The sequence below is a fragment of the Caulobacter sp. HMWF025 genome (genome assembly GCF_003060965.1).
GTDB lineage: Bacteria > Pseudomonadota > Alphaproteobacteria > Caulobacterales > Caulobacteraceae > Caulobacter.
On record NZ_QAII01000029.1, the window covers coordinates 72,230 to 96,517 of the forward strand.

23 protein-coding genes are annotated in these 24,288 nt (G+C 67.7%); 8 read left to right on the forward strand and 15 right to left on the reverse strand.

Annotated features, from left to right (window positions below; translation table 11 throughout):
* Positions 1-174: 174 nt before the first annotated feature.
* The 3 genes from sseA to DBR10_RS03855 all read right to left on the reverse strand — a co-directional run bounded on the left by sseA (position 175) and on the right by DBR10_RS03855 (position 2,528).
* Entirely contained in the window at positions 175-1,029 is an 855-nt protein-coding gene (gene sseA, locus DBR10_RS03845) for a 3-mercaptopyruvate sulfurtransferase (protein WP_108506154.1), read from the reverse strand.
* 94 nt (positions 1,030-1,123) lie between these two features.
* Positions 1,124-1,528 carry a hypothetical protein gene (locus tag DBR10_RS03850; RefSeq protein WP_108506140.1) on the reverse strand — a complete coding sequence of 135 codons (405 nt, stop codon included), beginning with the start codon at positions 1,526-1,528 and terminating at the stop codon, positions 1,124-1,126.
* Between the two features lies 1 nt (position 1,529).
* Positions 1,530-2,528, reverse strand: coding sequence for a cysteine synthase A (locus tag DBR10_RS03855; protein WP_108506141.1), 999 nt, complete (start codon positions 2,526-2,528; stop codon positions 1,530-1,532).
* A 119-nt stretch (positions 2,529-2,647) separates the two neighbouring features.
* Between DBR10_RS03855 and DBR10_RS03860 the strand changes: the two genes are divergently transcribed.
* Positions 2,648-4,186 (forward strand): cryptochrome/photolyase family protein, encoded by a 1,539-nt coding sequence (locus DBR10_RS03860; RefSeq protein ID WP_108506142.1) that lies wholly within the window; start codon positions 2,648-2,650, stop codon positions 4,184-4,186.
* Here the strand turns inward: DBR10_RS03860 and DBR10_RS03865 are convergent.
* The 3 genes from DBR10_RS03865 to DBR10_RS03875 all read right to left on the reverse strand — a co-directional run bounded on the left by DBR10_RS03865 (position 4,183) and on the right by DBR10_RS03875 (position 7,267).
* Positions 4,183-4,467 carry a hypothetical protein gene (locus DBR10_RS03865; protein WP_108506143.1) on the reverse strand — a complete coding sequence of 95 codons (285 nt, stop codon included), beginning with the start codon at positions 4,465-4,467 and terminating at the stop codon, positions 4,183-4,185. The genes DBR10_RS03860 and DBR10_RS03865 overlap by 4 nt on opposite strands.
* Before the next feature lie 68 nt (positions 4,468-4,535).
* Positions 4,536-5,771: an SAM-dependent methyltransferase gene (locus DBR10_RS03870; RefSeq protein WP_233243251.1), complete on the reverse strand. Its 1,236-nt coding sequence runs from the start codon at positions 5,769-5,771 to the stop codon at positions 4,536-4,538.
* A gap of 47 nt (positions 5,772-5,818) precedes the next feature.
* Positions 5,819-7,267 carry a cryptochrome/photolyase family protein gene (locus DBR10_RS03875; protein WP_369831759.1) on the reverse strand — a complete coding sequence of 483 codons (1,449 nt, stop codon included), beginning with the start codon at positions 7,265-7,267 and terminating at the stop codon, positions 5,819-5,821.
* 59 nt (positions 7,268-7,326) lie between these two features.
* On the opposite strand from DBR10_RS03875, the gene kdsA reads away from it, so the two are divergent.
* From kdsA to DBR10_RS03900, 5 genes are all read left to right on the forward strand, one after another.
* Positions 7,327-8,193 carry a 3-deoxy-8-phosphooctulonate synthase gene (gene kdsA, locus DBR10_RS03880; RefSeq protein ID WP_108506145.1) on the forward strand — a complete coding sequence of 289 codons (867 nt, stop codon included), beginning with the start codon at positions 7,327-7,329 and terminating at the stop codon, positions 8,191-8,193.
* 4 nt (positions 8,194-8,197) lie between these two features.
* Positions 8,198-9,199, forward strand: a complete 1,002-nt coding sequence (gene rfaD / locus DBR10_RS03885; RefSeq protein ID WP_108490075.1) for an ADP-glyceromanno-heptose 6-epimerase — start codon at positions 8,198-8,200, stop codon at positions 9,197-9,199.
* A gap of 142 nt (positions 9,200-9,341) precedes the next feature.
* The gene (locus tag DBR10_RS03890) at positions 9,342-10,823 is read left to right on the forward strand and encodes a hydroxymethylglutaryl-CoA synthase family protein (RefSeq protein WP_108506146.1); all 1,482 of its coding nucleotides are present in this window, start codon (positions 9,342-9,344) and stop codon (positions 10,821-10,823) included.
* Positions 10,824-10,834: 11 nt separating this feature from the next.
* A complete protein-coding gene (locus DBR10_RS03895; protein ID WP_108506147.1) occupies positions 10,835-12,037 on the forward strand; it encodes an acetyl-CoA acetyltransferase in 1,203 nt (400 codons plus the stop codon).
* A 78-nt stretch (positions 12,038-12,115) separates the two neighbouring features.
* The gene (locus DBR10_RS03900) at positions 12,116-13,240 is read left to right on the forward strand and encodes a DUF3089 domain-containing protein (protein ID WP_108556148.1); all 1,125 of its coding nucleotides are present in this window, start codon (positions 12,116-12,118) and stop codon (positions 13,238-13,240) included.
* On the opposite strand, the gene DBR10_RS03905 is transcribed toward DBR10_RS03900, so the two are convergent.
* Together DBR10_RS03905 and DBR10_RS03910 are read right to left on the reverse strand one after the other, a co-directional pair.
* On the reverse strand, positions 13,201-13,569 hold the full coding sequence (locus DBR10_RS03905) for a DUF6285 domain-containing protein (protein ID WP_108505032.1): 369 nt from the start codon (positions 13,567-13,569) through the stop codon (positions 13,201-13,203). The two genes, DBR10_RS03900 and DBR10_RS03905, sit on opposite strands and share 40 nt — an antisense overlap.
* Positions 13,566-14,543, reverse strand: a complete 978-nt coding sequence (locus DBR10_RS03910) for a phosphotransferase family protein (protein ID WP_108505031.1) — start codon at positions 14,541-14,543, stop codon at positions 13,566-13,568. Before DBR10_RS03910 ends, DBR10_RS03905 begins: the two co-directional genes overlap by 4 nt.
* Before the next feature lie 138 nt (positions 14,544-14,681).
* Here DBR10_RS03910 and DBR10_RS03915 point away from each other — a divergent pair, with 138 nt between their 5' ends.
* The gene (locus DBR10_RS03915) at positions 14,682-15,626 is read left to right on the forward strand and encodes a DUF808 domain-containing protein (RefSeq protein ID WP_108505030.1); all 945 of its coding nucleotides are present in this window, start codon (positions 14,682-14,684) and stop codon (positions 15,624-15,626) included.
* Here the strand turns inward: DBR10_RS03915 and DBR10_RS03920 are convergent.
* From DBR10_RS03920 to DBR10_RS03950, 7 genes are all read right to left on the reverse strand, one after another.
* Positions 15,623-17,248 carry an NAD(P)/FAD-dependent oxidoreductase gene (locus DBR10_RS03920; RefSeq protein WP_108505029.1) on the reverse strand — a complete coding sequence of 542 codons (1,626 nt, stop codon included), beginning with the start codon at positions 17,246-17,248 and terminating at the stop codon, positions 15,623-15,625. The genes DBR10_RS03915 and DBR10_RS03920 overlap by 4 nt on opposite strands.
* Positions 17,249-17,442: 194 nt before the next feature.
* Positions 17,443-19,530 (reverse strand): ATP-dependent DNA helicase RecG, encoded by a 2,088-nt coding sequence (recG, locus tag DBR10_RS03925; RefSeq protein ID WP_108505033.1) that lies wholly within the window; start codon positions 19,528-19,530, stop codon positions 17,443-17,445.
* Between the two features lie 43 nt (positions 19,531-19,573).
* Positions 19,574-19,876: a hypothetical protein gene (locus DBR10_RS03930; RefSeq protein WP_108505028.1), complete on the reverse strand. Its 303-nt coding sequence runs from the start codon at positions 19,874-19,876 to the stop codon at positions 19,574-19,576.
* A 63-nt stretch (positions 19,877-19,939) separates the two neighbouring features.
* Positions 19,940-20,680 carry an amino acid ABC transporter ATP-binding protein gene (locus tag DBR10_RS03935; protein WP_108505027.1) on the reverse strand — a complete coding sequence of 247 codons (741 nt, stop codon included), beginning with the start codon at positions 20,678-20,680 and terminating at the stop codon, positions 19,940-19,942.
* A complete protein-coding gene (gene tcyL / locus DBR10_RS03940) occupies positions 20,677-21,336 on the reverse strand; it encodes a cystine ABC transporter permease (RefSeq protein WP_108505026.1) in 660 nt (219 codons plus the stop codon). Before tcyL ends, DBR10_RS03935 begins: the two co-directional genes overlap by 4 nt.
* A gap of 2 nt (positions 21,337-21,338) precedes the next feature.
* Positions 21,339-22,127 carry a cystine ABC transporter substrate-binding protein gene (tcyJ, locus tag DBR10_RS03945; protein ID WP_108505025.1) on the reverse strand — a complete coding sequence of 263 codons (789 nt, stop codon included), beginning with the start codon at positions 22,125-22,127 and terminating at the stop codon, positions 21,339-21,341.
* Between the two features lie 123 nt (positions 22,128-22,250).
* Positions 22,251-23,366, reverse strand: coding sequence for a beta-ketoacyl-ACP synthase III (locus DBR10_RS03950; RefSeq protein ID WP_108556149.1), 1,116 nt, complete (start codon positions 23,364-23,366; stop codon positions 22,251-22,253).
* A gap of 291 nt (positions 23,367-23,657) precedes the next feature.
* Here DBR10_RS03950 and DBR10_RS03955 point away from each other — a divergent pair, with 291 nt between their 5' ends.
* Positions 23,658-24,194: a porin family protein gene (locus DBR10_RS03955; protein WP_108503939.1), complete on the forward strand. Its 537-nt coding sequence runs from the start codon at positions 23,658-23,660 to the stop codon at positions 24,192-24,194.
* Positions 24,195-24,288: the final 94 nt, after the last annotated feature.

A 24,288-nucleotide genomic window follows, 5' to 3' on the forward strand; every position in this document is an offset into this window, starting at 1 on the left:
GGAATGACGGTGGATACGTGAGACACTTGCCCCCTGCGGGTCGCTTCGCGACCGTCTTCCCCCGGAGGGGGAAGATGATCTTGTCCGCCCCCGCCGGGGGCGGACGACCGGCGACAGCCGGTCAGGTAGGGGCTTGCGGCGCTGGCCGGTTGAAGCCCCTTCGGCTCCGCCCGATCAGGCCTCGCCGGTCACCACGGCGGTATCGTCGCGGCCGCCCCATTCGGTCCAGGAGCCGTCATAGACCGCCGTGCGCGGTCGGCCGAGGCGGGCTAGGGCCAGGGCGACGACCGAGGCGGTGATGCCCGATCCGCAGGTCGAGACGATCGGGCGGGCCAGATCGACCCCCGCCGCCTCGAACACCGGAGCCAGCTTTTCGGCGCTCAGCAGGGTGCCGTCCGGGGCGATCATGGCCGCGAGCGGAATATTGCGGGCCCCGGGCATGTGGCCGCCGCGCAGACCCGCACGGGGTTCGGGGGTTTCGCCGGTGAAGCGGCCCGCCGGACGGGCGTCGATGATCTGCTCGCGGCCCGTCTCGACGACGGTCTTCATCTGTTCGACCGAGCGGATGATGTCGGCCTGCAGGCGCGGGGTGAAATGCCGTTCCTGGGCCAGGGCCGGACCGTCCTCGACTGGACGACCCTCGGCGATCCATTTGGGCAGTCCGCCGTCCAGCACCACGACATCCTCGTGGCCCATGGCCCGGAAGGTCCACCAGACCCGGGCGGCCGGCAGGATGCCCAGGCTGTCATAGACGACGATCCGCGAGCCGTCGCCGAGGCCTAGCTTGCGCACCCGTGAGGCGAACTTGATGGCGCTGGGCAGCATGTGCGGCAGGTCGGAAGTCTCGTCGGCGATCTCGTCGATGTCGAAGAACACTGCGCCCGGAATATGGGCCAGCAGGAACTCGGCCTTCGGATCACGCGGCGTGCCCGGCATGAACCACGAGGCATCGACGATGCGCACGTCCGGCGCTTCCAGATGCTCGGCCAGCCAGGCGGTGGAGACGAGCGGGTCGGCGACGGTGGTCATGGGCATGGCACGGCCTTTCGGGGTCTGACTCGCCCCAGTTTTGAGGCCGGCAGGATCGCGGGATCGGCGGCGCAGGGCAAGGGCACCCTGGCCCTTAAGCGGTCTGGATACTCCAACTGAAATCGAGCCGCTCAAGCACTGCTTGAAACGATTGGCCTGCGAGGTCGGGACACCCTGCCACAGCCTCGTCGAGAAACGCCCCGCTGTTCCAGAGACCCAGGAACTTGCTCAGGGCGATTTCAGCCGCGACTTCAGCAGCCTGCGCGTTCGCCTGGGCAAGCTCAGCCGGAAAGACCCAAAGGCCTTGGTTTGCAGACTCCCACACGCCTTCGGAGCCCGCGACTTGAAGATCGCCACCGAGATTGATCCGCCCTGCGCTTCGAGTGGCCTCGATGACTGCTGGAATAGCGTTGACGGGCCAAGCCACGCCAACCGCTCGATGCTTCATCAACTCGAGCAGATAGGGCGGAAGAAACTCAAAATCTTCTGGTCTGCTCATCCTACATCCAGCCCGGAGCCGGCAGGCCCTTTTCCTCAAGGAAGGCGCGGTTGAAGATCTTGCTCTGGTAGCGCGAGCCGTGGTCGCAGAGGATGGTCACGATGGTGTGGCCGGGGCCCATGGCGCGGGCCATGTGGATGGCCCCGGCGACATTGATGCCCGATGAGCCGCCCAGACATATCCCCTCGTGCTGCACGAGGTCGAAGACCACGTTCAGCATCTCGGTGTCGTCGATACGGAAGGGGTGGTCGACGACCAGGCCTTCCAGATTGGCGGTGATCCGGCCCTGGCCGATGCCCTCACTGATCGAGGTTCCCTCGGCCTTCAGCTCGCCGTCCTTGTACCAGCTGTAGAGCGAGGCTCCGTAGGGGTCGGCGAGGCCGATCTTCACCGACGGCTTGCGCTCGCGCAGGGCCTGGGCGACCCCGGCCAGGGTGCCGCCCGAGCCGATGGCGCAGATGAAGCCGTCGACCTTGCCCTCTGTCTGGTCGAAGATTTCCGGACCGGTGCTGAGGTAGTGGGCCTGGCGGTTGGCGACATTGTCGAACTGGTTGGCCCAGATCACGCCGTTGGGCTCGGTGGCGGCCAGGTCTTCGGCCAGACGGCCCGAATAGCGGACATAGTTGTCGGGATTGGAGTAGGGAACGGCGTCCACTTCGACCAGCTCGGCCCCGAGCAGGCGGATGGCGTCCTTCTTTTCCTGGCTCTGGGTGCGGGGGATGACGATGGTCGTCTTGTAGCCGAGGGCCGAGGCGACCATGGCCAGGCCGATGCCGGTATTGCCGGCCGTGCCCTCGACGATGCGGCCGCCGGGCTTAAGCAGGCCACGCGCTTCGGCGTCGCGGATGATGCCGAGGGCGGCGCGGTCCTTGACCGACTGGCCGGGGTTCATGAACTCGGCCTTGCCGAGGATCTCGCAGCCGGTCGCCTCGCTGGCGCGGTTGAGGCGGATCAGGGGCGTATTGCCGATGGCGTCCAGGACGCTGGATTTTACGGACATGGCGGGTTCTGGGAACGCTTCTGGCTGCAAAGGCGGTGACGCATGGTAGATCGTGCCTGAGGGCAGCGTTGCAAGCCCAGTTTTCCTGAAGGCAGGCCTCAGCAGATGGACAGTCTCGCATGAACCGGGGGCAGGGGGCCTTGCGTCTCGTCCTGGGCGACCAGCTGAGCGACAGCCTTTCGGCCCTCGCCGGGCTCGATGCGGCCAACGATCTGGTGCTGATGACCGAGTCGGTCGCCGAGGCCACGGCCTGGAAGCACCACAAGCAGAAGCTGGTCCTGGTCTGGTCAGCCATGCGGCAGTTTGCCGACCGGCTGCGGGCCCGGGGCATCCAGGTTCGCTACGTGACCCTCGACGACCCGGCCAATACCGGCTCGATTTCCGGCGAGATCCGCCGGGCCCTAGACGAGGCGGGGCTGGGCCGGGTGATCCGGACGGCCTGCGGCAAGTGGAGCCTGGAGGCCCATCTTCTGGCCCTGGCCGATACCCTGTCCGTGCCGGTCGAGACCCGTGAGGACGACCGTTTCCTGTGCTCGCGCCAGGAGTTCGCGGCCTGGGCCGAGGGCCGCAAGGAACTGCGGATGGAGTATTTTTACCGCGAGATGCGCCGCAAGACCGGCCTGCTGATGGACGGCGACAAGCCGGCGGGCGGGCAGTGGAACTATGACGCCGAGAACCGCCGCAAGCTGCCGGCCGGGGTGAGACCGCCCCAGCGCCTGCGCACGCCGCCCAATCCGGTCACCCAGGCGGTGATGGCGAGGGTCGCAGCCGGCTTTGAGGATCATTTCGGAACCGCCGACGGCTTTGGCTGGCCGACCAATCCCGATGAGGCTGCAGCGGTCCTCGACCACTTTTTCGACGACATGCTGGCCGGCTTCGGTGACTGGCAGGACGCCATGAGCTGGGGGCGGCCGTTCCTGTGGCACAGCCTGATCTCGCCGGCCCTCAATATCGGCCTGCTGGATCCGCTGGCCATCTGTCGCCGGGCCGAGGCGGCCTGGCGCGAGGGGCGCGCGCCGCTGAACGCGGTGGAGGGCTTCATCCGCCAGATCCTCGGCTGGCGCGAGTTCGTGCGCGGCGTCTACTGGCTGAAGATGCCGGAGTACGGCCAGCGCAATGCGCTCGACGCCCAGGGTAAGCTGCCGGCCTTCTACTGGACCGGACAGACCGACATGGCCTGCGTGGCCGATGCGGTGACGGCGGTCCGTGACCATGCCTATGCCCATCACATCCAGCGTCTGATGGTGACGGGCAACCTCGCCATGCTGCTGGGCGTGCACCCCGACGCGGTGGACGACTGGTACATGGTGGTGTTCGCCGACGCCTATGAGTGGGTCGAGATGCCCAATACGCGCGGCATGGCCACCTTTGCCGACGGCGGCATCGTCGGGTCAAAGCCCTACGCCGCCAGCGGGGCTTATATCGACCGCATGAGCGACTACTGCAAAGGCTGTCGCTATGACGTCAAGGACCGGCTGGGCGCCAGCGCCTGTCCGTTCAACGCCCTCTACTGGGACTTCATCGACCGCCATGAACGGCAGCTGGCCGGGCTGGGCCGGATGATGATGCCGCTGAAGACCCTGTCGAAAATGCCCGAGGCCGAGCGCGTCGCCTTCCGGGCCAAGGCGGCGGCGACGCGCAGGGCGATGGGGGTCTAGCCGGCGCCGGTGTGCGTCTCGATCACGTTCAGCAGGGCCAGCGGCCCACCGGCCGTGGTGGCGGCGCACCAGACATTGTGCAGGCCCTCGACCTCGACCAGCCGGTTCTCGACCGCGTCGACCATGATGCCCTCAGCGACGTCGGACGACACCTCGCCCAGCAGCTGCTCGTCCTGGAGTTCGCCGCACCAGGCGGTGACCGCATCAACCGCCGTCGGCGCGTCGAACTGGGTGATGTAGGTCCCCCCGTGGAAATCCAGGACCATGGTGTAGAGGTTCATGGGGCGCGACCTCGTTGTGCTTTTGACTATCTAGGCACACCCAAGGTCATGACGCGAAGGCGAAACGTCTAGGCCTTGCTGAGGCCCAGCTGGATCACATTGGTGCGTTCCGTGCGGAAGCCCGCCTCGCAATAGCTGAGATAGAACCGCCACAGGCGGCGGAAGCGCTCGTCGAAGCCCAGCCCCTTGATGTCGTCCCAGGCGGCCTCGAAGCGCACGGCCCACTGGGCCAGGGTGTCGGCATAGTTCTGGCCGAACCGGTGGATCCCGGTCCAGGCGAGGCCCGCCTGGTCGGTCTGGGCCCTGAGCCGCTCCTCGCTGGGCAGCATGCCGCCCGGAAAGATGTAGCGCTGGATGAAGTCGGTCTGGGTCCGATAGTGCTCGAACAGCTCGTCGCGGATGGTGATGATCTGCAGCCCGGCCCGGCCGCCGGGGACCAGGACGTCCTGGACCTTGCCGAAATAGGTCGGCCAGTACTCCTCGCCGACGGCTTCGAACATCTCGATCGAGGCCACGCGGTCAAAGCGGCCCTGCACGTCGCGATAGTCGATCAGCTGGATGTCGGCCTTCTCGGCGAGCCCGGCCTCGAACAGGCGCTGGCGGGCGAAGTCGTGCTGGGCCCGCGAGATGGTGATCGCGGTGACGCGCGCGCCGACCTCTTTGGCCGCGAACTCCGCAAAGCCGCCCCAGCCGCAGCCGATCTCCAGCACATGGTGATCGGGACGAAGCTCCAGGGTGCGGGCCAGGGCGGCATATTTTGCGGTCTGGGCCTCGACCAGGGACTGGCCCGGATGCTCAAAGAGGGCCGACGAATAGGTCATGCTGGGGTCCAGCCAGCGCGAATAGAAGGCATTGCCCAGGTCGTAATGGGCATGGATGTTCTTGCGCGAGCCCTTGCGGTCATTGCGGTTGAACAGGTGGAGCAGGGCGTTGAACACCCGCATCACGCCATTGCCCTCGACCAGTTCGTGCAGGCGGTCGAAGTTCAGGGAAAACGCCTCCAGCACCGTCGTCAGGTCCGGGGTTTCCCATTCTCCGGCCATGAAGCCTTCGGCAAAGCCGATGTCGCCGGCGGCCAGGGCGCGGCGCACGAAACGGTAGTCACGGACCTGGATGACCGCATGGGGCCCGGGCTCCTTGCCGGCGATCTCGAACCGCTTGCCCGAGGGCAGGATGAAGACCAGCGAGCCGATGGCCCAGTTTTCAGCCGCAATGCGCACGACAGCCCGGAAGGCGCCCGGGGCGCTCTTCAGGGCGGGATCTTTCCAGAGCACTGTGTCCGAGTAGGTCATGGCGGTCCGCATGTTCATTCCAGCTATTAAGGCTCGCGTGACCGGGGTCGTAAATCCTGTCAGCCGCCCTTCAGGCTCTGATAGGCGGCCAGAGCCCGTTCGCGGGCAAAGGCGTGATCAACGATCGGTCGAGCGTAGATACGCTTGGCGGTGATGCTGAGATGCGTCGGGGCCGTCCAGGGCTTGTGGATAACAGCGTCCGGCAGGCTGGCGAGTTCCGGCACCCAGCGCCGGACATAGACGCCGCGCGGGTCGAACTTCTCGCCCTGGGTGATGGGGTTGAAGATGCGGAAGTAGGGGGCGGCGTCGGCCCCGCTGCCGGCGGTCCACTGCCAGTTGCCGACATTGTTGGGCAGGTCGGCATCGACCAGGGTGTCCCAGAACCAGGCCTCGCCGTCGCGCCAGTCGATCAGCAGGTGCTTGACCAGGAACGAGGCCACGATCATCCGCACGCGGTTGTGCATGAAGCCGGTGGTCCACAGCTCGCGCATGCCGGCATCGACGATCGGATAGCCGGTCTGGCCCCGGGTCCAGGCGGTGAAGGCCGCGTCGTCGCGGTTCCAGGGAAAGGCGTCGAACTCCGGCCGGAAATTGGCGGTGGTGATGTCGGGCCGGTGGAACAGGATGGAATGGTTGAATTCCCGCCAGCCGATCTCGGACAGAAACTTGTCGCCCTGTGCGGCCGGGACCTGGCCCGCCGCGATCGCGGCCCGGGTCGCGGCCCAGACCTGACGCGGGCCGATCTCGCCGAAATGCAGGTGCGGCGACAGGCGCGAGGTGACCTCGACCCCCGGAATGTCGCGCTGGTCGGCATAGTTCAGCACCTTGCCGGCCAGGAACTGCTGCAGCCGCTCGGCCGCACCGGCCTCGCCGGGCGTCCAGAGCGAAAAGCCGCCGGACCAGTCGGGCTTTGAGGGATGCAGGCCCCAGTCGGCCAGCCGGTCGCTAGCCGGTGGGTTGAGTGGAGCGGGCAGGGCGGCCGGTGCCTGGGTCACATGGAGGTCGGCAATGTGCTCGCGGGCCGCCCGCCAGTAGGGGGTAAAGACCTTGTAGCCTTCCCCCGAGCCGTTCTTCACCGTCCAGGGCTCGTTGAGCAGGCCGGCATTGAAGCTTTCGCAAGCCAGACCCCGGGCCTTCAGGTCGGCCTTGATCTTTGCGTCGCGGTCGGTGGTGGCCTTGTCATAGAGCCGGTTCCAGACCACGCCCGTGGCCCCGGTCTGCGCGATCAGATCGTCCAGCACCGCAGCCGCCCGGCCGCGCCGCAGGATCAGCTGTCCGTCGCGAGCCGCGATGTCGGCTGACAGGGCCTGCAGCGACTTGTCCAGCCACCAGAGAGAAGCCCCGCCCATCGGGCGGATGCCCGGCGTTTCGTCGAGGATGTAGACCGGGACCACCGCCCGGCCGGTGGCCAGGGCTGCCTCAAGGGCCGGGTTGTCGGCCAGACGCAGGTCCTTGCGAAGCCACACCAGGAGGGGTCCGTCGCCTTGGATGTCGATCCGCACTTGCACCGTTCCGCTTCTGGGGCCACCTGTCTGGCCTGAATTCATCACTCGCCGGAAGCCTTGCCTTGAGTCAGCCCCAAGCCGTAGCCCCCAATGCCGTTGTCGAGGTCAAGACCCCGACCGGTACGCCTGTCCGCATCGGCAATGGCGAGCGTCTCTCGATCATTGCCGGGCCCTGCCAGATGGAGAGTCGCCAGCACGCGCTGGAAACGGCTCATGCCCTCAAGGAGATGGCAGCGCGCCTCGGCGTGGGAATGATCTACAAGACCTCGTACGACAAGGCCAATCGCACCTCGGCCAACGCCCAGCGCGGCATCGGGCTGCATGACAGCCTGCCGATCTTCCAGGAGATCCGCGAGGTCACCGGCCTGCCGACCCTGACCGACGTCCACGAGATCAGCCACTGCGCGCCGGTCGCCGAGGCCGTCGACGTGATCCAGATCCCGGCCTTCCTGTGCCGCCAGACCGACCTGCTGCTGGCCGCTGCGGCGACCGGCCGGGCGATCAATATCAAGAAGGGCCAGTTCCTGGCTCCGTGGGACATGAAGAACGTCATCGCCAAGGTGACGGGCGCGGGCAATCCCAATGTCATGGCCTGCGAGCGCGGCGTGTCGTTCGGCTACAACACCCTGGTCAGCGACATGCGCAGCCTGCCGATCATGAAGGAGATCGGCTGCCCGGTGGTCTTCGACGCCACCCACAGCGTGCAGCAGCCCGGCGGTCTGGGCGGCTCGTCCGGTGGCCAGCGTGAGTTCGTGCCGGTCCTGGCCCGGGCGGCGGTCTCGATCGGCGTGGCCTGCGTCTTCATGGAAACCCACCCCGATCCCGACAACGCCCCATCGGACGGCCCGAACATGGTTCCGATGAGCCAGTTCGAGGCCCTGGTCGCCAACCTCCTCGAATACGACGCCCTGACCAAGCGCGCGGCCTGATCCGATGACCCGTCGCACCGTCCTCGTCACCGGCGGCGCCGGCTTCATCGGCTCCAACATCGTCGCGCGGCTGTGCGAGGATCCGGCCATTGATGTGGTGGTCTGCGACCGCCTGCGCGATGCAGCCCTGGGCAAGTGGCGCAACATCGCCAAGCATCCCATCGCCGACTTCGTGGCCCCGGAGGTCCTGTTCGACTGGCTGGGCCGGCGCGGCGAGGACGTGGAGCTGGTCATCCATATGGGCGCGGTCTCGTCCACGACGGAGCCCGACGCCGACAAGATCATCCACTCGAACTTCAGCCTGTCCCGTGACCTGTGGGACTGGTGCGCGCGCCATGGCCGGCGGATGATCTATGCCTCCTCGGCGGCGACCTATGGCGACGGAACGCTGGGGTTCGACGGCAAGGACGACATCGAGTCGCTGAAAGCCCTGCGGCCCCTGAACGCCTATGGCTGGTCCAAGGCGCTGTTCGACATCTATGCCGTTCGCGAGGCGGCGCGCGGTCGGGCCCCGCTGCAGTGGGCGGGGCTGAAGTTCTTCAACGTCTATGGCCCGAACGAGGACCACAAGGGCGGCATGAAGTCGGTGGTCTGCCAGATCTGGCCCCGGGTCGCGGCCGGCGAGGGCGTGAAGCTCTTCAAGTCGCATAATCCCGACTATGAGGACGGCGGCCAGCTGCGTGACTTCGTCTATGTGCGGGACGTCGCCGATGTGGTCGGCTGGCTGTCGGACAATCCGCAGGTCAACGGCGTCTACAATCTGGGCTCCGGTGCGGCGCGCAGCTTCAAGGACCTGGCCGAGGCGACGTTCCGGGCGATCGGACGGGCTCCGGACATCAGCTATATCGACATGCCCGAAGTGCTGCAGGGCAAGTACCAGTACTTCACCCAGGCCGATATGAGCCGGCTACGCGAGGCCGGCTATACCGCGCCGATGGCGTCGCTGGAGGACGGGGTCCAGGACTATGTGGCCGGCTATCTGAATACGGACGATCCGTACCGGTGAGCCCTTACCGTCCATCCCGCTCTTGCGGAAACGGATGGGCTTGAGCGCGAAACTGCCGCCACGTCACACTTGCCGGTCCCACCACCGCGCCTAATCTGCCCCTGACAAGTCGGGTCAGCCGACGTCAGGGAGTGATCGGAACATGGTCGGCATCGCCGCCTGGGGCGCCTATGCGCCGCGTCTACGTCTGAGCCGCAGGGCGGTGGTCGAGGCTAATGCCTGGGTCGCCCCGAACCTGAGGTCCAAGGGCAAGGGCGAGCGTTCCATGGCCAACTGGGACGAGGACGCCCTGACCATGGCCGTCGAGGCTGCCCGCGATGCGCTCGGCACCGCCGATGACCGCAGCCAGATCGACGCCCTCTATTTTGCCTCCACGACAGCCCCTTTTGCCGACCGGCTGAATGCCGGCATCGTTTCGGCGGCCCTGACTCTCGAGAAGTCCATCAGCGCCAGCGACGTCACCGGTTCGCAGCGTTGCGGTCTGACCGCCCTGGGCCAGGCCCTGGCAGCCGTGCAGGGCGGGGTGGCCCGGGCCGCGCTCGTGACGGCGGGTGAACATCGCCGGACACGCGCGGCCTCGGCGCTGGAACTGGACTGCGGTGACGGCGCGGCGGCCTTTGTGGTGACCGCAGACGCCGGCGCGGCTGAACTGCTGGGTCGGGGCAGTGTGACGGATGATTTCGTCGACCACTTCCGAGGCAATGACGGCGGCTTCGACTATGCGTGGGAAGAGCGCTGGATCCGCGACGAGGGCATCGTCAAGCTGGTGCCGCCGGCCGTGAAGCGGGCCCTTGAGGCGGCGGGCGTGGCCGCATCGGACGTGGCGCACTTCTGCTTCCCCTCGACCTTTGCCGGCATGGCCGCGACCCTGGCCAAGGGGCTGGGCATCCGGCCCGAGGCGGTGCGTGACAACCTGGCTGCCGTGATGGGCGAAGCCGGCTGTGCCCATGGTCCGATCCTTTTGGCTCATGCCCTGGAGCAGGCCCAGGCCGGCGAGATCATCGTCGTGGCCCAGTTTGGCCAGGGGGCCGAGGCGCTGGTGTTCCGGGCCACGGGGCAGGGTACCCGTCCGGCCCGCGGCGTCAGCGGTTCGCTGGCCGATCGCCAGGAAGAGACCAACTACATGAAGTTCCTGACCTTCAATGGCCTTGTCGAATGGGACAAGGGCATGCGGGCCGAGAAGGACAACAAGACCGCCCTGACCACCCTCTATCGCAACGAGGACATGATCCTGGGCCTGGTCGGCGGTCGCTGCCGCGAGACCGGGGTCGTGCAGTTTCCCCGCACCCGCATCTCGGTGGCCCCCAACAATCCGGCAGTCGATACCCAGGAGCCGTACCGTTTCGCCGAGCGTCGCGCGAGCGTGCTCAGCTACTCGGCCGACTACCTGACCTTCTCGATGGCCCCGCCCAACCACTACGGCATGATCGTCTTCGAAGGCGGCGGCCGGATCATGATGGACATCACCGACGTGTCGCCCGGCGACGTCGACACCGGCCTGCCGGTCAAGATGGTGTTCCGGATCAAGGACGTCGACGAGAAGCGCGGCTTCGTCCGCTATTTCTGGAAGGCCGCGCCGGACCGTTCCGCCCAGGCCGCTCAAACCGCCGTCGCAGCCGAATAGGAGAGACCACCATGGCCAAGGGCATTCGCGACAAGGTCGCCATCCTCGGGATGGGCTGCAGCAAGTTCGGCGAGCGCTGGGACGCCGGTCCCGACGACCTGATGGTCGAGGCCTATATTGAGGCCATGAGCGACGCCGGTATTGAACCCAGCCAGCTGGACGCGGCCTGGTTCTCGACCCATGTCGACGAGATGGGTACGGGCAAGGGCGGCACGCCGATGTCGATCGCCCTGCGCCTGCCCAATATCGCCGTGACCCGGGTGGAGAACTTCTGCGCTTCGGGTTCTGAAGCCTTCCGGGGCGCGGTATATGCCGTGGCTTCGGGGGCGGCCGATATCGCCATCGCCCTGGGCGTCGAGAAGCTGAAAGACACCGGCTATGGCGGCCTGCCGGTCGCCAATCCCGGCACCCTGACGCCGCAGGTCATGCCCAACGGCTCGGCCCCGGGCAATTTCGCCCAGCTGGCCAGCGCCTACCGGGCCAAGCACGGGGTGTCGAAGGACGACCTGAAGCGCGCCATCGCCCATGTCTCGGTCAAGAGCCACGCCAACGGGGCCAAGAACAGCAAGGCCCACCTGCAGAAGCCGATCACGGTGGACCAGGTGCTGAACGCCCCGATGATCGCCGAGCCGCTGGGCCTGTTCGACTGCTGCGGCGTCTCGGACGGGGCGGCCTGCGCCATCGTCACCACGCCGGAGATCGCCAGGGCGATGGGCAAGAAGAACCTGACCATGGTCAAGGCGCTGCAGCTGTCGGTCTCCAACGGCTATGAGAGCCAGTACAACGGCTGGGACGGCAGCCATTTCCACACGGCCCGCATTGCGGCCGGCAAGGCCTATCGCGAGGCCGGCATCGAGCGGCCGCGCGAGCAGATCTCGATGATCGAGGTGCATGACTGCTTCTCGATCACCGAGCTGGTGACGATGGAGGACCTGTTCATCTCGCCCGAGGGGCAGGGCTGGCGTGACGTGATGGACGGCTTCTACGACGCCGACGGCGGGGTGCCCTGCCAGATTGACGGCGGGCTGAAGTGCTTCGGCCATCCGATCGGCGCGTCGGGTCTGCGGATGCTCTACGAGATGTACCTGCAGCTGCAGGGCCGGGCCGGTCCCCGGCAGCTGAAGGATCCGGTGTTCGGCATGACCCACAATCTGGGTGGTGCGCCGGCCAGCAATGTCTGTTCGGTGGCGATCATCGGGCAGGAGGGGGCCTGATCCTGCGGGCCTCCGGCGCGTGGAATAGTCGTGATTTTCGGCTATCGCGGGCCGGAGCGCTTGGTGTAACCACGACGTATGGCTGAGCGCTTCAAGGGCTTCAAACGCTGGATCTTCGCCGGGGCGGTGCTGCTGACCGGCCTGCTGGTCGCGGCGGCCTTTGTCTGGCGTTACGACATCCTCAGCAATGCCCTGGACCCCAAGGTGCCGTTCCTGGCCTACAAGCCGCCGCCGGCTCCGGACTATGCGCGGCCCGCCGCCTGGGCCCTGCTGCCGAGGCTGCCCGCGCGGCCCGCGCCGGGCGAGCCGCCGGTCGACGTCTTCTTCGTCCACCCCACCACCTTCGACGGCGGCCAGGACTGGAACGGGGCCATCGACCAGCCGAAGGCGCAGCGCTTTCTGTCGCGGGTGGTGCTGCCCAACTATGCCGGACCGTTCTATCGCGTCGGCCGGGTGTTCGCCCCGCGCTACCGGCAGGCCAGCCTCTACACCTATCTGACCCTGCGCGATGATGCCCGCGAGGCCCGTCGCTTCGCCTATGGCGACGTCCGCACCGCCTTCCGGCTCTATCTGAGTCAGTACAACCGGGGCCGGCCCTTCATCCTGGTCGGGGTCGAGCAGGGCGGGTCGATGGCCGCGCGCCTGTTGCGCGACGAGGTCGGCAGCGACCCGCTGGTCAAGCGCCGGCTGGTGGCGGCCTATCTGATCGAGACGGTAGTGCCGGCCGACGAATATGGGCCGATGGCGGTCCTGCCGGCCTGCGACGCCCCGACCCGGACCGGCTGCGTGGCCGCCTGGGCGTCCAGCGAAGAGGGCGACTTCCAGCGCCTGCAGGCCCTGAGCCACAGGTCGCTGATCTGGGACGACAGCGACCAGCTGATCGACCTCAACGGCCGCAAGGCCCTGTGCTTCAATCCGCTATTGGGCGGGACGGCCGAGATGCGGGCACCCGCCCGACTGAACCTCGGGGCCGCCAATGCCACGGGCCTGGAGTGGGGCGCGCGTCCGGCCTTCCTGCAGCGGCAGGTCTGGGCCCAGTGCGAGGACGGGGTGCTGCACACCGGCCGGCCCAAATCGACCGCCCTGCGCGATGCCGGCTCCTGGGCCGACCGGCACAAGGTCGACGGCTACAACCTGTTCTATGCCGACATCGAGGCCGACGCTCAGGCCCGGGTGACCAGCAGGGCCTCCAACCCGCAATAGGTGGGCTGGTCGATGGCGATCCGGTCGATGGCGGTGGCGCGCAGATGGGCCATAACCGCCGGATCGGTCGGAGACAGCGTTCCCGCCGCCAGGGCCTCGCACAGCAGGCGGTTCAGGGTCTGGACATCGCCGTCCCGCCCAAGCAGGGCGCTGAGCCTGGCCTGCTCGCCGGCCTCGGCGGCGGCGCCCAGCTCGGCTTCTCGGGCCAGCAGCGCCCGGGCGTTGTCGGCCACCCGGGCCAGGAAAGCATGGCGGCCGTCGCCGTCGTCCAGCCGGTCAAAGCGGTCGAGCCCCTCACGCAGCTCGGCGGCGGTGGGACAGGTGATCATGCCATCACCTCCAGCAGGTGGACGAGGTCGATTTCGGTCTCGCTGACCCGGCGGCCGATCATCGCCCGCTCGATCGACGGGTCTGCCCCCGTGGCGAAGCTGGCGTACATCATCAGGCACATGACGCCCCATTTCAGCGAGCCCAGGGCCTGCCAGAACTGCAGGCGGGACAGGGGGATTTCGCCGCCGCCGGCTTCGGCATAGCCGTCCAGCAGGGCCTGATAGTCGCCGAAGCCGCCGACCGGCTTGCGCCACTGGCCAAAACGCCAGGAGTTGACGCAGATCCAGCCCAGGTCCTCGGCCGGATCGCCCAGATGAGCCAGTTCCCAGTCGAGGACGCCCACCAGACCCCCGGTTGGATGGATCATCAGATTGCCGTTGCGAAAATCACCATGCACCAGAACCGGCTGGTCGGAGCGGGGCGCGAGGCGCTCCAGCTGGCGGAAAGCGGCCTCGAAGGTCGGCCGCCAGGCCTCGGTCTGGCGATAGATGGCCTCATAGCGGGCCAGTTCGCCAAGGGCGTCCGAGGTGGTCAGGGCCGGCAGGGTTTCAGGCGGCGTCGCATGGATCCGGGCCAGGACCTGGCCGCAGCGGTGTGCCAGACCTTGGCGGACGGTCTCAAAGGCCGCGCCGCGGACGATGCGCTTGCCCAGCGTCTCGCCCTCCAGCCGGCCCATGACATAGGCCTCACCGAGGCCGTCGGACGGCTCGCAGACATGGACGACGACCGGGACCGGCGCGCCGGTCGCGGCCGCGGCCCGGATCAGGGCCGCCTCATGCGCAAGGGGCTGGGCGGTGTCGCGCGGCGGGGCGTTGTCGGGCCGGCGCCGGAGGATCAGGGGCGTGCCGTCATCCAGATCGAAGGCCCAGGTTTCCAGGCTCGCTCCGCCCGACAGCCGATGGGCGTTCCGGGCGCTTGTGGCGCTCACTGAAAGGCGCGGCGCAAGGCGGGCGAGGGCGGCGGCGATGTCCATGGGCACAGGCTTCCAGTGCTCACCCAGCGTCACGCAAGGGCTTTAGGAGGACAACCACACGGGTCCCGGTCGACATTCGGCGCGGATCACCACACCTTGCGCGCCAATCGCCTGTTCTGCCCCTGCCGAGGTTTCCCCATGCCTTCTGGTCTCGCCGCCCTGCTGGATGACGTCGCCGGCATCACCAAGATCGCTGCGGCCTCGCTGGACGATGTCGCTGGGGCAGCCGGCAAGGCCGGGACCAAGGCCGTCGGGGTGGTGGTGGACGATACGGCCGTAACGCCGGGCTATGCGATGGGCTTCACGCCCGACCGCGAATTGCCGATCGTCTGGAAGATCGCCATGGGGTCGTTGCGGAACAAGTTCCTGTTCCTGCTGCCCGGGGCGCTCCTGCTCAGTGCCTTCGCGCCCTGGGCGGTGACACCGATCCTGATGGTCGGCGGGGCCTATCTTGCCTTTGAGGCCACCGAGAAGATCCTTGAGGCGTTCACGCCCGAACATGAAGGCGAAGCGGTCGAGGAACTGGCCCTCAGTGGTCGCGAGCTTGAGAACGAGAAGGTCAATGGCGCGATCCGGACCGACCTGATCCTGTCCGGCGAGATCATGGCCATTGCCCTCGCGGACGTCGCTGACAAGCCGCTGCTCGTGCAGGCCGCAGCCCTGGCCCTGGTCGGTCTGCTGATCACGGCGGGTGTTTATGGCGTGGTCGGCCTGATCGTGAAGATGGACGACATCGGCCTGCATCTGGCCAAGGGCAACAATGCCGGCCTGCGTGGCCTGGGACGGGGTCTCGTCAAGGCGATGCCGGTCACCATGGAGGCCCTGACCGTGATCGGCACGGCCGCCATGCTGTGGGTCGGCGGCGGGATCATCGTCCATGGTCTGGAGCGCTTCCACCTGACGCCGATCCCGCACTGGGTGGAAGGCTTCTCGCACTGGGCGCATGGCGTTCCGGTCATAGGGCCCGTCACCGGCTGGCTGGCCTTTGCCCTCGGCTCGGCCGTCGTCGGCCTGGTCATCGGTGGCGTGATCGCCGGACTGCTGCACCTTTGGCATCACCGCAAGGGTGCGGCCGCGCACTAGGTCTTGAGGGCGTAGGCCTTCGCCACGGCTTCGGCGACCTTGATGCCGTCAATCGCGGCCGAGAGAATGCCCCCGGCATAGCCCGCGCCTTCGCCGGCCGGGAACAGGCCGGCCGTGTTCAGGCTCTGGAAGTCGTCGCCGCGCGTGATGCGGATCGGCGAGGAGGTGCGGGTCTCGACCCCGGTCAGCAGCACGTCGGGATGGTCATAGCCGGCGATCTGCCGTCCGAAGACGGGCAGGGCCTCGCGCATGGCGGCGATGGCGAAATCGGGCAGGCACTGGCTGAGATCGGTCAGGTGTATGCCCGGCTTGTAGGACGGGGCCACCACGCCCAGTTCGGTGGACGGCCGCCCGGCCAGGAAATCGCCGACCTTCTGGCCCGGCGCGGCATAGGTCGAGCCGCCGGCCAGATAGGCGAGCGACTCCCATTTGCGCTGGAACTCGACTCCGGCCAGCGGATGGCCCGGATAGTCGCGCTCGGGATCGATCCCGACCACGAAGCCTGAATTGGCGTTCCGCTCGTTGCGCGAATACTGGCTCATGCCGTTGGTCACCACACGGCCGGGCTCCGAGGTCGCCGCCACCACCGTGCCGCCGGGGCACATGCAGAAGCTGTAGACCGTGCGGCCGTTCGAGCAGTGGTGCGACAGGCTGTAGTCTGCGGCCCCAAGGTCCGGGTGACCGGCGCAGTCGCCGAACCGGGCCTTGTCCATCCAGGACTGGGGATGCTCGATCCGCACCCCGATCGAGAACGGCTTGGCCTCGATCTCGACGCCCTTGTCGTACAGCATCTCGAAGGTGTCGCGGGCGCTGTGGCCGACGGCCAGGACCACATGTTCGGCGGCCAGGTAGTCGCCGTTCGAGAGCTTCAAACCCTTGATCTTGCGCGATCCTTCGGCGGCGGTCGCCACGTCGATCTCCTCGACCTTGTGCTGCCAGCGGTACTCACCACCCAGGCTTTCGATGGTCTCGCGCATGCTTTCGACCATCGTCACCAGGCGGAAGGTGCCGATATGGGGATGGGCCTCGGTCAGGATCTCGGGCGGGGCACCGGCCTTGACGAATTCTTCCAGCACCTTGCGCCCCAGATGGCGCGGGTCCTTGACCCGGCTGTACAGCTTGCCGTCCGAGAAGGTGCCGGCCCCGCCTTCGCCGAACTGGACGTTGGACTCCGGATTGAGCTCACTTCGTCGCCACAGGGCCCAGGTGTCCTTGGTACGCTCGCGCACGACCTTGCCGCGATCCAGGATGATCGGCTTGAAGCCCATCTGGGCCAGGATCAGGCCGGCGAACAGGCCGCAGGGACCCGCGCCGACCACGACCGGGCGCGGACCGGCATAGTCATCGGGCATCCGGGTGACGAAGCGATAGTCGGTATCGGGCCTCGGGCGAACATGATGATCGCCGGCAAAACGGGCCAGGACCCCGGCCTCGTCCCGAACGGTCACATCCACCGAATAGACCATCAGGATCGCCGACTTGCGGCGCGCATCATGGGCCCGGCGGGCGATGGTGAAGTCGAGCAGGTCATCCGGCGAAATAGCCAGCCGGGCGCAGATGGCCGGGGCCATGGCGTCGGCGGGATGGTCGAGGGGCAGCTTCAGTTCGGACAGGCGCAGCATGGGGCGGGTTTATACCAACGTCCCGAAAGGTTGAGCGCCTTTTTGACGCTGACAGATCACTTGCCCCCACCTGACCTGCTGCGCAGGTCGTCCGCCCCCTGTGGGGGCAGATGGAGTCATCTTCCCCCTGTGGGGGAGGAGGATGCGCAGCATCCGGAGGGGGAGAGTTGCTCCAGCGCGCTCAAGCGAGGGCCTTATCCTGCGTCGTGCAGGGTCGAGACCGGTTTCCAGTCGAACAGTTCCTGCAGCACCCGCACCGCCTGGCCACGGGGCGAGGTGAGGTCCGGATCCCGGGCCAGGATCAGGCGGGCATCGTCGGCGGCGACGGCGATCAGGTCGCGATGGACCACCGGATCGGCCAGACGATAGGCGGGAAAGCCGCTCTGTTTCAGACCCAGCGGGTCACCGCCACCACGCAGTTGCAGGTCCTTTTCGGCGATCTCGAAGCCGTCGTCGGACTTGCGCAGGATATCCAGCCGCTGCTGGGCGGTGTCGGACAGGGGCAGGTCATAGAGCAGCACGCACGAGCTTTCCCGCGCGCCCCGGCCGACGCGGCCGCGAAGCTGGTGAAGCTGGGCCAGGCCGAAGCGCTCGGCCTGCTCGATGACCATGATGCTGGCATTGGGCACATTGACCCCGACCTCGACGACGGTCGTGGCGACCAGCACCGAGACCTTGCCCTCGACAAAGGCCTGCATGACCGCGTCCTTTTCGGCTACCGGCATCTGGCCGTGCACCAGACCGACCGACGGGCCGATGATCTGGCGCAGGTCGGCGGCGCGGTCCTCGGCGGCCCGCAGGTCGATCTTTTCGGATTCCGAGACCAGGGGGCAGATCCAGAAGGCCTGGGCCCCGGCCTCGGCGGCGGCCTTCAGGCGCCCGACGATCTCGGGCAGGCGCGGCATGGGTACGGCCCGGGTGGCGACCGGCGTGCGGCCTGGCGGCTTCTCGTCGATACGCGAGACGTCCAGGTCGCCGAACACCGTCAGTTCAAGGGTGCGGGGGATCGGGGTGGCCGACATCGCCAGCAGGTGGACGCCCTTGCCGTCTCCGGCCCCCTTGTCCTGCAGGCGGCGGCGCTCGTTGACGCCGAACCGGTGCTGCTCGTCGATCACCGACAGGCCCAGCGCCTGGAAGACCACATCATCCTGGAACAGGGCATGGGTGCCGATGGCGACCGCATGGGTGCCGTCGGCGAGGCCGGCCAGCTTGGCGGCGCGGCCCGCGCCCTTGTCGCGCCCGGTCAGCAGAATGACTGACAGGCCGAGCTTTGCAAGCGGCTCGGCCATGGTCTCGTAGTGCTGGCGGGCGAGGATTTCGGTCGGGGCCATGATCGCCGACTGCAGGCCGGCGCCGGCCGCATCGGCCACGGCCAGCATGGCCACCACGGTCTTGCCGGAGCCGACATCGCCCTGCAGCAGCCGGCTCATGCGCTCGCCGGAGGCGAGATCGCCGCGGACTTCGGAGAGGCTGCGGATCTGGGCTCCGGTCAGGCGGAAGGGCAGGGCCTTCTCGGCGCGGTCGGCCAGGTCGCTGGCCGGGATAACCGGCGCGGGCTGGGCCCGGCGGGCGGCCTTGCGCTGGGCCAGGGCGGTCTGGTGGGCCAGCAGCTCGTCATAGGCCAGTCGCCGTCGATGCGGCGACAGGGGCGAGACATCCGCCTCGCCGACCGGATTGTGGGCCGTGACAAAGGCGGCCCGCCAGGACGGCAAGCCTTCGCGGGCCTGCCAGGCAGGATCGAGCCATTCGGGAAGCTCGGCGGCCCGACTCAGGGCCTCGAGCGCAAACCGGCGAAAGGTGCGCGACGGCAGTCCGGCCGTGGCGGCATAGACCGGCTCGAACGGCGGGATCTCGTCGGCCCGCTCCTCGGGCAGCAGATACTCGGGATGCGCGACCTGGATCTCGACCCCGAAGCGCTCGACCTTGCCGCTGACGGCCCGGCGGGAGCCGACGGGATGCTGACGCTCCAGATGCGGGCCATGGCCCTTGAACCAGGTCAGGGTGATGAAACCCGTGTCGTCCCAGGTGCGGATCTTCCAGGGCTGGCCCAGGCGGGACGGCGGCTGGTGCGCATCGATACTGACGAAGAAGGTCTGGACCTGGCCGTCGACGGCGGTATCGGCCGTGGCCCGGCTGCGGCGGATCACGCTTTGCGGGACGGTGAACAGCACATCCCGGACAAGGCTTCCCGCGACCCGCTCGACCAGCGGGGCCACGCGCGGCCCCACGCCCTTGAGCGTGGAGACCGGCGAGAACAGGGGAAAGAGAATCTCGGGGCGCATGGGCTTCAGCATAGCGAAGCGGCGCGCCCATGGGGACGGCTTGTCAGGCCTCGCGGTTCATGACCGGGTCGAGCGCGGCGACGATGTCGGCGAACTCTTCGGTGCGCGAGGCTCCCGAGACGTTGAGGCGGGTGTAGAGGGCCTTGGCATGGTGCCGCTTGACCGCCTCGCTCCAGCGCTCGTTGGCACCGACCAGGTTGTTGGTCTCACCGGCGAGCAGCACAGTACCGATCTCGTCCAGATAGACGAAATTGCCGGCGATCGTCGTCCGGGGATCGGCATCCTCGGCGAGCTTGTAGCGGTAGACGGCGCCGGTGGCGCCTTTCAGTTCGATATAGGGTTTCACTTTACCTCGCCTGACGGACACGCGGCGTCGACAGCCAGGTGTTGGAGGGTACCGTTGGCCAGATTATGGCCCGGTTGCGGCCACCTTGCCGAGGAATCGTCGCGTCCGCTCCTCCTTAGGCGCTCCGAACAGCTCGCGCGAGGGGGCCTGTTCAATGATAACACCGTCATCCATGAAGATCGTTCGGTCGGCGACGTCGCGGGCGAAGTCCATCTGGTGGGTTACGATCAGCAGGGTTCGCCGCTCAACGGCCAGATCGCGGATCACAGACAGCACTTCCCCGACCAGTTCCGGGTCGAGGGCCGAGGTCGGTTCATCGAACAGAATGACCTCCGGATCCATGGCCAGGGCCCGGGCGATGGCACAGCGCTGCTGCTGGCCGCCGGACAGTTCACCCGGATAGGCATGGGCCCGGTCGGCCAGGCCGACCTTGTCCAGCAGGGCCAGCCCACGGGCCCGCGCGGCGTCCCTGGACTGCCGTCGCACCACGATCGGACCCTCGATCACGTTTTCGAGGGCGGTGCGGTGCGGGAACAGATTGAAGCCCTGAAACACGAAACCGACGCGACCGTTCAGGGCCCGGGCCAGGGGGGCGCGGGGCGCGGCCTCGACTCCGGCGATGCGCAGGTTGCCGCCGTCCAGCAGCTCCAGCCCGGCCAGGCAGCGGAGCAGGGTGCTCTTGCCCGAGCCGCTGGGCCCGATGATGGCCACCACCTCGCCCGCAGCGACGTCGAGATCGATCTCGCGCAGCACGGGCATGACGCCGAACCGCTTGACCAGCCCCCGGGCCTCGACGGCGCTCATCGGCGGCCCTCTGCGGCACGGCGTTCCAGCCAGCCCTGGCCGGCGGCCAGCAGGGTCGAGACGATCCAGTAGAGCGCCGCCGCCGCCAGATACATCGTGAAGATCTCGAAGGTGCGGGCGGTGATCAGCTGGGTCTGGCGGAACAGTTCCGGCACCTGGATGGTGGCGGCCAGCGAGGTGTCCTTGACCAGGCTGATGAAGCTGTTGGACAGGGGGGCCACGGCGGTGCGGGCGGCCTGGGGCAGGATCACCCGGCGCAGGGTCTGGCCCCGGCTCATGCCCAGGACGGTGGCGGCCTCCCACTGGCCGCGATCGACATTGGCGATGGCGCTGCGCAGGATCTCGCAGGCATAGGCGGCGATGTTCAGCGAAAAGCCGATGCCGGCCGCGACCAGCGGCGGCAGCTCGATCCCGAACTGCGGCAGGCCGTAATAGATCAGGAACAGCTGAACGAGCAGCGGCGTGCCGCGAATGGCCGAGACATAGACCCCGGCCGGCCAGCGCAGCAGGGCCATGCGCGACAGCCGCATCAGGGCCAGGCCAAAGCCGAGCACCAGCCCCAGTGCCATGCCGATCAGGCTGAGCAGGACGGTATAGCCCGCCCCCTTAAGCAACAGCGGCGCAGACTGCCGCAGCAGGTCGAGCGTGGCGTCCATGCCTATTGCGTCACGTCCGCGCCGAACCAGGTCTGCGAGATCGTCGCCAGCTTGCCGTTGGCCCGCAGGGCATCGATGGCCTGGTCGACCAGCACCTTCATGGCCGGGTCCTTCAGCATCGCCACGCCCTGGTTCTGGGCGGCGAAGGCAGCGCCCGAAGCGACGAACTCGGGCGAGCTCTTCACGAAGTCGGCGGCGACCAGACGGTCATTCAGGACCGCATCGATGCGCCCGGCCTTGAGGTCCTGGTACTTGGTCGGGTCGTCATCATAGGTGCGGACATCCGCCGTCGGCACATTGGCCCGCAGCCAGCTCTCGTAATTGGTCCCCAGACCCACCCCGACCTTCTTGCCGGCCAGTTCGGCGGGGCTGTAGGGGCCGCCCTTGCCCTTCAGGGTGATGATCTGGATGCCCGACACCGTATAGGGCTTGGAGAAGTCGTACTTGGCCGCCCGCTCGGGGGTGATGGTGATCTGGTTGATGACGACGTCGATCCGGCGCGACTCCAAAGCGCCCAGCAGGCCAGCGAACGGCGAGGGGCTGAACTCGGCCTTCAGACCCATCTGTTCGGCCAGGGCACGGGCAAAATCGACGTCGAAGCCGGCCAGCTGCCCGTCCTTGTCCTGGAAGTTGAACGGCGGATAGGTGCCTTCCAGGCCGATGCGCAGGGTCTTGGTCGCCTCGACGCGCTGGGCCGTGGTCTGGTCCGCCTTGCCGTCCTTGCCGCCGCAGGCGGTCAGAACCAGAGCGCCGGCGCCCAGCAGAAGGTTTCGACGGTCAGGGAATCGCATGGGCGGCCTCGGGAATCCGGAACAGTCCCAGTTCTATACGCCGCGCCGCGCGCCGCCAGAGGCAAGCGCGGGGCAGGCCGCCCATTGCGCCCGGTGATGGGGAAATGGGCGGCGTGCGGCGGCCTACCGCTTCCGCACAAACACCGTGCCGGCCGAATAGCCCGCGCCGAAGCTGCAGATCAGCCCCGTCTCGCCGGCCGCGAAGTCGTCATTGGCCGAGTGGAAGGCGATGATCGAGCCGGCCGAGCTGGTATTGGCATAGGTGTCGAGGATGATGACGTTCTCGCCCGGGGTCGGGTCGCGACCCAGCACCTTGCGGCCGATCATCTCGTTCATGTTGATATTGGCCTGGTGCAGCCACAGGCGCTTGAGGGCCTGGGGATCGACGCCGAGGTCGCCGGCGTGTTCGACGATCATCTCGCTGACCATCGGCACCACCTCGCGGAACACCTTGCGGCCTTCCTGGACGAACAGCTTGTCCTTGGCCCCGATGCCTTCCGGCGCCGTGCGGTTCAGGAAGCCGAAATTGTTGCGGATATTGTTGGAAAACACGGTCTTCAGCCGGGTGCCGAGGATCTCCCAGCCGCCGACCGCCTGGTCGGCATCTTCGATGATCACGGCCGTGGCGACGTCGCCGAAGATGAAGTGGCTGTCGCGGTCCTGGAAGTTCAGGTGACCCGAGCAGATCTCGGGATTGACCATCAGCACGGCCTTGGCGCTGCCGCTGGCCACGAAGTCGGCGGCGGTCTTGATGCCGAAGGTGGCCGACGAGCAGGCGACGTTCATGTCGAAGGCAAAGCCCTCGATGCCCAGGGCCTGCTGCACCTCGATGGCCATGGCCGGATAGGCCCGCTGCATGTTTGAGGCGGCGCAGATCACCGCGCCGATCTCGCTGACCGGCTTGCCCCAGGCGGCGATGGCCTGTTTTGCGGCTTCCACCGCCATTTCGGCCAGGATCGAGATCTCCTCGTTCGGACGCTCGGCGATGACCGGACGCATGATCTCCGGATCGATGATGCCGTCCTTGTTCATCACGAAGCGCGACTTGATGCCCGAGGCCTTCTCGATGAACTCGGGCGACGACGGGGCCAGGGCGACCACGTCGCCGGCGGCAATCGCGTCAGCATTCCGGGCGTTGAAGCGCTCGACGAAGGTGTTGAACGCCTCGACCAGCTCGGTGTTCGAGATGCTGTGCGGGGGGGTGTAGAGGCCGGTGGCGGCGATGACGGCTTGAGGCAAGCGACTGGTCCCAATGACGCTGGCGCGCGGCGAGGCGCGTCTTGTTTCTCGTTCCGGGCATCCATAGCACGGCCGGGCGGCGCGTCATCCCTTCTCGGCCGTGCGGCCTGACGGTCACAGGCGCAGATTTTCGCAAGTCGGAGGGAACGATACGGCAGGGCCACAATCGCCCCGGACATGTCTGAAGCGACACGCAACGGCCGCAAACCGGCCCGCTCCGGGTCCCATCGCGGCCGCAAGCCGCGACTAGTCAGGGCGGGCTGAGGGGCATCAGTACAACGGAGTACAACCATGAAAAGTCTCATGCCGGCGGCCCTGGCCGCCCTGTCGGTCGCCGCCCTGCCGGTCCTGGCCCAGGCCCAGACCGTCTCGTCCGAAGTCTACGGCACCCTGGGCTACGGCACCTCGCGCGCCGGCGGTGCCGACACCGGGACCCTGCAGGGGCGGCTGGGCGTCAAGCTCACGCCGCACTTCGGCGTCGAAGGCGAAGTGAGCGGCGGGGTCAAGGACGACAACATTGACACCGCCGGCGTGCGCTCGACCTTCGAACAGACCCATTCGGCCGCCGTCTACGGCGTGGGCTTCCTGCCGCTGACGCCCAATCTCGATCTGCTGGCGCGGCTCGGCTACGGCAACACCCAGTTCAAGACCCGGCTGGCCGGAGCCGAGTCGAAGTTCGACGCCGACAGCGTGAACTATGGCATCGGAGCCCAGTACAGGTTCGATGACCATAACGGGGTGCGGGTTGACTACACGCGCCAGCAGTTCCGCGACAACGACGCCGCCGACGCCAACGTGCTGTCGATCGGCTATGCCCGCAAATTCTAGGGCCGGTGACCTCCAGGCGGCGCTCCCGGAGGGGAGCGCCGTGCCGTCGTCAGGACTCGGCCGGCGGGGCGGTGCCGGGCGCATAGTGGTGGTG